At 71.3% G+C, this 6,848-nt stretch carries 7 protein-coding genes, 2 tRNA genes and 1 pseudogene; 2 read left to right on the top strand and 8 right to left on the bottom strand.

What is annotated here, in order from left to right:
- Positions 1–217 (top strand): annotated as a pseudogene (locus E1298_RS48220) (hypothetical protein); the annotation flags it as partial.
- Positions 218–300: 83 nt separating this feature from the next.
- Positions 301–1,674, top strand: coding sequence for a tetratricopeptide repeat protein (locus tag E1298_RS18830; RefSeq protein ID WP_131894984.1), 1,374 nt, complete (start codon positions 301–303; stop codon positions 1,672–1,674).
- 360 nt (positions 1,675–2,034) lie between these two features.
- On the opposite strand, the gene E1298_RS18825 is transcribed toward E1298_RS18830, so the two are convergent.
- From E1298_RS18825 to E1298_RS18790, 8 genes are all read right to left on the bottom strand, one after another.
- Positions 2,035–2,107, bottom strand: a tRNA-Ala gene (locus tag E1298_RS18825).
- Between the two features lie 101 nt (positions 2,108–2,208).
- Positions 2,209–2,580 carry a hypothetical protein gene (locus E1298_RS48215; RefSeq protein WP_165975540.1) on the bottom strand — a complete coding sequence of 124 codons (372 nt, stop codon included), beginning with the start codon at positions 2,578–2,580 and terminating at the stop codon, positions 2,209–2,211.
- A gap of 122 nt (positions 2,581–2,702) precedes the next feature.
- On the bottom strand, positions 2,703–2,894 hold the full coding sequence (locus tag E1298_RS18815) for a hypothetical protein (protein WP_131894980.1): 192 nt from the start codon (positions 2,892–2,894) through the stop codon (positions 2,703–2,705).
- A 449-nt stretch (positions 2,895–3,343) separates the two neighbouring features.
- A tRNA-Ala gene (locus E1298_RS18810) sits at positions 3,344–3,416 on the bottom strand.
- An 80-nt stretch (positions 3,417–3,496) separates the two neighbouring features.
- Positions 3,497–4,159 carry a histidine phosphatase family protein gene (locus E1298_RS18805; protein ID WP_131894978.1) on the bottom strand — a complete coding sequence of 221 codons (663 nt, stop codon included), beginning with the start codon at positions 4,157–4,159 and terminating at the stop codon, positions 3,497–3,499.
- A complete protein-coding gene (rsfS, locus tag E1298_RS18800) occupies positions 4,152–4,565 on the bottom strand; it encodes a ribosome silencing factor (RefSeq protein ID WP_131894976.1) in 414 nt (137 codons plus the stop codon). Before rsfS ends, E1298_RS18805 begins: the two co-directional genes overlap by 8 nt.
- Before the next feature lie 147 nt (positions 4,566–4,712).
- Positions 4,713–5,315, bottom strand: a complete 603-nt coding sequence (gene nadD / locus E1298_RS18795; RefSeq protein ID WP_131894974.1) for a nicotinate-nucleotide adenylyltransferase — start codon at positions 5,313–5,315, stop codon at positions 4,713–4,715.
- A 60-nt stretch (positions 5,316–5,375) separates the two neighbouring features.
- The gene (locus E1298_RS18790) at positions 5,376–6,662 is read right to left on the bottom strand and encodes a phenylacetate--CoA ligase family protein (RefSeq protein WP_207944713.1); all 1,287 of its coding nucleotides are present in this window, start codon (positions 6,660–6,662) and stop codon (positions 5,376–5,378) included.
- Positions 6,663–6,848: the final 186 nt, after the last annotated feature.

Raw genomic sequence — 6,848 nt, 5'->3', positions numbered from 1 at the left:
AAGAGACAGCATCTGGATCGGCCCCGACCCCGGCCACGTCGCGTCCACCGCGGACGAGCTCCGCGAGGAGTTCGGCGTGCCCGACCCCCACGAGGAACGCGCCGACGCCGCCCTCGTCCGCGCGGTCGCGGCCACCGACGGGGACCTGGTCGTCCTCCCGTCCGACGGCCCCAACGCCAACCTCCACGTAGGCGCCGTCCTCCGCTACACAGCCTGACGGCCGCGTGCGAAGCGTTCCGGGACCGGTCCCGGAACGCTCGCCTACGCTTTGCGCGGAAGGCGACCGAAAGGTTTGCACGAATGCGAGATACCCCGGCACATCGCGAGATCAGCGCCAAGCTGCGCATAAGCCGGCGGGCCCCGGCCGATGACGACCCCGGCCACGCCCAGATCACGCTGGGCAACTCGCTGAAACACCAGGGATGCTACGACGAAGCGGAGGCGGCCTACCGGGACGCCGTCCAGGCGGGCAGCGTCGAGGCGTTGAACAACCTCGGATGGCTGCTGTTCGAGACCGGACGGGACGAGGACGCCGAAGCGGCCTACCGGAGAGCGGTCGCGGCAGGCCACGTCGACGCGGGGAACAATCTCGGCATACTGCTGGCCGGCCTGGGACGCGTCCGCGAGGCGGAGGCGGCCTACCGGCACGCCGGCGACGCGGGCAGCGTTCTCGCGTGGAGCAACCTGGGCGACCTGCTGCGGGAAGCGCAACGCCTCGACGAGGCCGAGGCCGCTTGCCTGCGCGCCGTCCAGATGGGATGCACTACGGCGCTGCTCAACCTGAGCAGTGTCCTGCGCGAAGCGGGCCGTCCGGCCGAGGCCATCGCCGCCCTCCGGCAGGCGCACCAGGCGGGTGAGAAGGAGGCGGCGGGCGATCTCGGCGCGCTGCTGCTCGAAGCGAACCTGCTGGACGAGGCGGCGACCTACTGCCGGCTGGCCGCCGATCACGGATCCCGCACCGCGTTGCTGAACCTGGGCACCGTCTATGCGAGGCAGGGACACGCGCAGAAGGCGGAGAGCACCTACCGCGAGGCGATCGCCGCGGGTGCGACCGAGGGATGGTTCGGCCTGGGAGTCCTGCTCAGGGATCTGGGACGGCTCCCCGACGCGGAGACCGCGTTCCGCAACGCCGTCGACGCCGGTCACGTCGGCGCGTCCAACAATCTGGGCGTGCTGCTGGAAAGGTCGGGCAGACGAGACGAAGCCGAACGCGCCTACCGCGCGGCCGGTGACACCGGCCACCCCGGCGCCCTGGACAACCTCGGCACGCTGCAGTACCGCGCCGGCCGCCTCGAACAGGCGGAAACATCCTTCCGGAAGGCGGTACAGGCAGGCCACGTGGGCGCCTGGGGCAACCTCGCTCTGGTGCTGGAGAAGACCGGCCGGACCAAGGAAGCACAGGCCGCCTTCCGAAGGGGAGCCGATCTGGGCGACCTCGAAGCCCTCTACAACCTGGGCACCATGCATTTCCAAGCAGGCCAGTACGCCGAGGCCGAAACCGCCTACCGCGAGGCGGGGGCAAGCGGGCACACCAACGCCCTGAACAACCTAGGCGTCCTGCTACTGGGAACCGGCCGACGCGACGAGGCGGAATCCACCTTCCGCCAATCGGCCACCCAGGGCAACACCCTCGCAGCCGACAACCTCAAAGCCCTGCATGAAGGCCGCCTGTGACTGCAATCCTCGCCTAGCGGCTCGCGCCTCGCAGGTGCTTGGGCGAAACGCGGAATCGCTTCGCGGGGTCGCGCCCCGGGCCGACCTTGCGGGGACGGCGAGCACACTCCCCCACTCGCGTGACCAGAATCCCGCACCTCCAAGGCGCAGTGCGCGCGAGCACCCCGGGGATTCAAGGGGCCGCCCCGGGAAAGCACTGCGGGCCAGGCGAAGCCGACCAAAGGTCGGCGAGCGCACCCCCCACCGGCGCAGTGCGCGCTAGCGCGCGAGCACCCGGGGGTCTGGGGGTCGCCCCCCAGGAAAGCATTGCGGCCCGCCGCGAAGGTGGCCGAAGGCCACCGAGCACGACGAGCCAGCTCGTGGAGCTATGGGGATTCGAACCCCAGACCTCCTCCATGCCATGGAGGCGCGCTACCAACTGCGCCATAGCCCCTCAGCCGGTGACCCGGCCGAGGGAAAGCCTAGTGCACTTTCGGGGCCCGTCGGGACGCGTGGGCCGCGGAGGGGTGAACCCTCCGCGGCCCACGGGACGGATCAGCGTTCGTTCCGTGTGTAGGCGTCCCAGGTGTAGTTGTCGGCGCTGGGGAGCCGGATGGTGAGGCTTTTGGGCAACTCGCCCGGGAGGAAGCCGAGGAGCTCCTCGTTCCTGGCCTGGTCCCGGGTGTAGTGGTCGGATGGCCTCTTCTGATCCATGGCGCACAGGGCCTTGGCGACGTCCGGCCGGTACGAAATCACGCGAATGAGCGAGAGCAGGTTCAGCGCCTTGACGCATTCTTCCTGGTCATGGCTGGTGGCCGGTTCGGGCGGCGGGGCCGCCTGCGCCGACGCGGGTGCCGCCATCGCCATGACCGAGGCCGCCGCCACCGCCACGGGCAGCAGCCGCCTGCCGGTGATCCGCTTTGTCATATATCAACCCTCATCTCGATCACATCGCCACTCCGTGGCTGTTCCGCATGATCGAGATGGCGAAGCGCGGCCCGGCGAAAGGTAGCCGCCGCCATGGCGAAGGCTTTGCGTCGGAGCCCGCCTCAGCTCCAGCCCAGTTGCTCTCCCACCTCGTCGGGCGCGTACCCCCGCTGGCCCGCGTCGCCGATCCACACCATGCCGTCGGCCTCCGCCACCGTTCCGACGGCGTGCTCCTGCGGCATCCGCGGCTGGATCGCCAGCCGCACCTCCATCTGGGCGTCGAACCGGCGCAGTTCCTCGATGAGATCGGCCACCGTGACCTCACGCGCCGCACCCCTGCGATGTCTTCCCATACCCCGCATGAAACCACCCCGCCAAGACTGTGAGAACCGTTCGTCCCGGTAGCCCGGCCGATCTTTACCAACCCCCCAGAGCAGCCACAGAACCCGAAGCAAGGGAGCAGGGGGCGGAGCCCCAAAGGGGGCACAAGGGGGGCAAGGGGCAAAGCCCCCAGGGGGCAAGGGGCGAAGCCCCCAAGAGGGGGCGGAGCCCCGTAGAAGGCGCAGTGCGCACGAGCATCTAGGGGTTCCAGGGAAGCATTGCGGTCCCGGCGAAGCCGACCAAAGGTCGGCAACCGCAACCCCCACCGGCGCAGTGCGCGCTAGCGCGCGAGCACCCGGGGGTCTGGGGGTCGCCCCCCAGGAAAGCATTGCGGGCCCCGGCGAAGGTGAGCGAAGCTCACCGAGCACCAAGGCCCGACCCGTGGAGCTATGGGGATTCGAACCCCAGACCTCCTCCATGCCATGGAGGCGCGCTACCAACTGCGCCATAGCCCCGCGCGGCTGCGTGGACGTTCATCCCGCAGCGCCTCGCCAGTGTATAGGACTGGGGCCACTGGTCTCGAATCGTTTGCCGGTCAGGCTCCGTTGTCGGTGCGGTCGTCGCTCAGGACGGGTTCGGGGAGGGTGCCGGCGTTGTGCTCGGCGAGGCGCCAGCCGCCGTCGCGCATCTCGGTGAGGACGGACCAGCAGCAGTTGGACAGGCCGCCGAGGCGTTCCCAGAGGGTCTCGGGGAGGCCGAGGAGGTGGGACATGCCGAGCCGCAGGGCGGCGCCGTGGGAGGCGACGACGAGCTGGCCGGTGGGGGGCAGTTCGTCGAGGGCGCGTTCCAGGGCGGTGCCGACGCGCTTGGCGACCTGGGCGCTGGTCTCGCCGCCGGGCGGCTGCCAGGCGGCGTGCTCGGCGGGGTAGCGCTCGCGGATCTGGTGGGCGGTGAGGCCCTCCCAGCGGCCGCCGTCCCGTTCGATGAGGTCCTTGTCGTAGCGGACGGGCAGGCCGGTGATCTCGGCGAGGGCCTGGGCGGTGTCGGCGGCCCGGCGCAGCGGCGAGGCCAGCAGGGCGGTGGGGCGCAGGCCGGCGAGGAGGCGGGCGGAGCGCTCGGCCTGCTGGACGCCGGTCTCGTCCAGGGGGATGTCGGTCTTGCCCTGGAAGCGGCGTTCGACGTTCCAGGCGGTCTGGCCGTGCCGCCAGAGCACCAGTCGGCGTTTGCCCGGCTCGCGGGCCGGGCGGGCGTCACTCACTCGCGCTCCCGACGGCTCGGGCGCGCTGCTCGATGTGGGCGTTGACGCTGTCCGGCAGGGGCAGGAGGGGGCAGTCCTTCCAGAGCCGCTCCAGCGCGTAGAACAGGCGGTCCTCCTCGTGCTGGATGTGCACGATGATGTCCGCGTAGTCCAGCAGCACCCACCGGCCCTCGCGCTCGCCCTCGCGGCGGACGGGCTTGGCGTCCGCCTCTTCGCGCAGGCGCTTCTCGACCTCGTCCACGATGGCGCGGACCTGGCGGTCGTTGGGCGCGGAGCAGAGCACGAAGGCGTCGGTGATGACGAGCTGCTCGCTCACGTCGTAGGCAAGAATGTCGTCGGCCAGCTTGTCGCCCGCCGCCTCGGCGGCGATCCGGACCAGCTGCGCCGCCCTGTCGGATGCGGTCACGATGCGCTCGCGATCCTCCCTGTAGGGGTCGTCTCCGCTAACACCTTCTCACGGGTGGCGGCCAACGGCCCGCTTTGTCGCTGTTCGGCCGCGAAGCTCCCGCGGCGCTCTTTCAGGGTATGTCGCCGGGCGGACCGCTCGCCCAGGTCAGGCGGCTTGGCCGCGGTAGAGGTCGCGCTTGTTGATGTACTGGACGATCCCGTCCGGGACGAGGTACCAGATCGGCTCGCCGGAGTGGACGCGTTCGCGGCACTCGGTGGAGGAGATCGACAGGGCGGGGACCTCCATGAGGGAGACCCGGCCGTTGGGCAGCCCGGGGTCGGCGAGCCGGTGGCCGGGCCGGGTGACGCCGACGAAGTGGGCCAGCTCGAAGAGCTCGTCGGTGTCGTGCCAGGTCAGCATCTTCTCCAGCGCGTCCGCGCCGGTGATGAAGAACAGCTCGGCGTCGGGGCCCTGGAGTTCGCGCATGTCGCGGAGGGTGTCGACGGTGTAGGTCGGGCCGGGCCGGTCGATGTCGATGCGGCTGACGGAGAAGCGGGGGTTGGACGCGGTGGCGATCACGGCCATGAGGTAGCGGTCCTCGGCGGCCGCGACCTTGCGGCCCTCCTTGTGGGACGACAGGCCGGTGGGGACGAACACGACCTCGTCCAGCGAGTAGAAGTGGGCCACCTCGCTGGCGGCCACGAGGTGCCCGTGGTGGATCGGGTCGAACGTGCCGCCCATGATCCCCAAGCGCCGCTTTTGCGTCATGTGGACGAGAATAGCCAGCGGCCGCGACGGCGGGGACGTCCGCCCCGCCGGTCCCGGGCGTCACTGCAGGCCGGGCAGCGGCGCCGGGCCGTCCTCCCAGGTCACGACGCGGACGGCCTTGCCGACCTCGGCCCTTGGAACGGTGCCGGCGGGCAGCGTGACGACCTCGGCGGTGAGGCCCAGCGTCTCGTGCAGCCGGGCGGCGAGCTCCTCGCGCGGGTCGCCGGCGACCGCCTCGCAGGCGACCAGGAGCCGGGCGGCGGGGGCGCGGCCGTCCACGACCAGCTGGTAGTGGGGCGCGACGAGCCCGGAGCCGAGCAGGACCCGCTCGACCTCGCTCGGGTACACGTTGACGCCCCGGACGACGATCATGTCGTCGGCGCGTCCCAGCACCTTGCTCATCCGCGCGAGGGTGCGCCCGCAGGCGCATTCGCCGCGCTCCAGCGAGGCGATGTCGCCCGTCCGGTACCGCAGCAGGGGCAGGGCCTGCTTGGTGGGGGTGGTGAAGACCAGCTCGCCGGGGGTCCCGTCCTCGACCGGCTCACCCGTGGACGGGTCGACGGCCTCGACGATGAAGTGGTCCTCGTTGACGTGCAGGCCGTCCTGCTCCAGGCATTCGGTGGCCACGCCGGGACCGATGATCTCCGACAGGCCGTAGATGTCCATCGCCTTGATCGGCAGCACCCGCTCGATCGCGGCGCGCAGCTCCTGCGTCCAGGGCTCGGCGCCGAACAGGCCCGCCTTGAGCGACCCGGCGTCCGCCCCGGCCTCCGCTACGGCCTCGCCGAGGCGCAGCGCGTACGCGGGTGTGCAGGTCAGGACGTCGGGACGCAGGTCGGCGAGCATCCGGACCTGCCGCTGTGTCATGCCGCCCGACATGGGGACGACGGTCGCGCCGAGCGCGACGGCGCCCTGGTGGATGCCGATCCCGCCGGTGAACAGCCCGTAGCCGTAGGCGTTGTGGACGATGCTGCCGGGCCCCGCGCCCGCGCACGACAGCGAACGCGCGCACATCGCGGCCCACAGGCCGAGGTCGGCCTTGGTGTAGGCGACGAGCGTGGGCCGCCCCTGCGTCCCGCTCGACCCGTGCACCGCCGCGACCTGGTCGCGGGGGACGGCGAGCATCCCGAACGGGTAGGTGTCCCAGAGGTCCTGCTTGGTGCTGAACGGCAGGCGCGCGAGGTCGGCCGGCATCACGTCCGCCCCGCCGCCGATCCCGGCGTCCTTGAGCCGCCGCCCCTGCACGCCCCCGGCCGCGACGAGCCGGTCGACCAGGCCCCAGAGCCGGTGCCGCTGCAGCGCGGCCCGCTCGTCGGTGGACATCGCCTCGGCTTTCGGATCGAACATCGCGGGCCTCCCGAGGCCGGTGCCGGACGCGGTCCCGCCACGGGGAACCCTGCGGCACGGTGATTCGTCGGAACTACCATGCCAGACTCACCTTCAAGGAAAGGAGAATCCGCTTCGCCATTCGCCCGGGATCGTCCTTCACACCGCTTGTTCGGGCATGCCACGGCGTGGCGCCGCCTTTCCTCC

This window comes from Actinomadura rubrisoli (assembly GCF_004349215.1).
Lineage (GTDB): Bacteria > Actinomycetota > Actinomycetes > Streptosporangiales > Streptosporangiaceae > Spirillospora > Spirillospora rubrisoli.
This window is presented reverse-complemented; position numbering and strand designations above follow the sequence as displayed.

Excerpts from the sequence above, each read along its gene's own strand:
- nadD (WP_131894974.1), bottom strand. The coding sequence starts at position 5,315 with ATGACGCAAAAGCGGCGCTTGGGGATCATGGGCGGCACGTTCGACCCG.
- E1298_RS18830 (WP_131894984.1), top strand. The coding sequence starts at position 301 with ATGCGAGATACCCCGGCACATCGCGAGATCAGCGCCAAGCTGCGCATA.
- E1298_RS18790 (WP_207944713.1), bottom strand. The coding sequence starts at position 6,662 with ATGTTCGATCCGAAAGCCGAGGCGATGTCCACCGACGAGCGGGCCGCG.
- E1298_RS48215 (WP_165975540.1), bottom strand. The coding sequence starts at position 2,580 with ATGACAAAGCGGATCACCGGCAGGCGGCTGCTGCCCGTGGCGGTGGCG.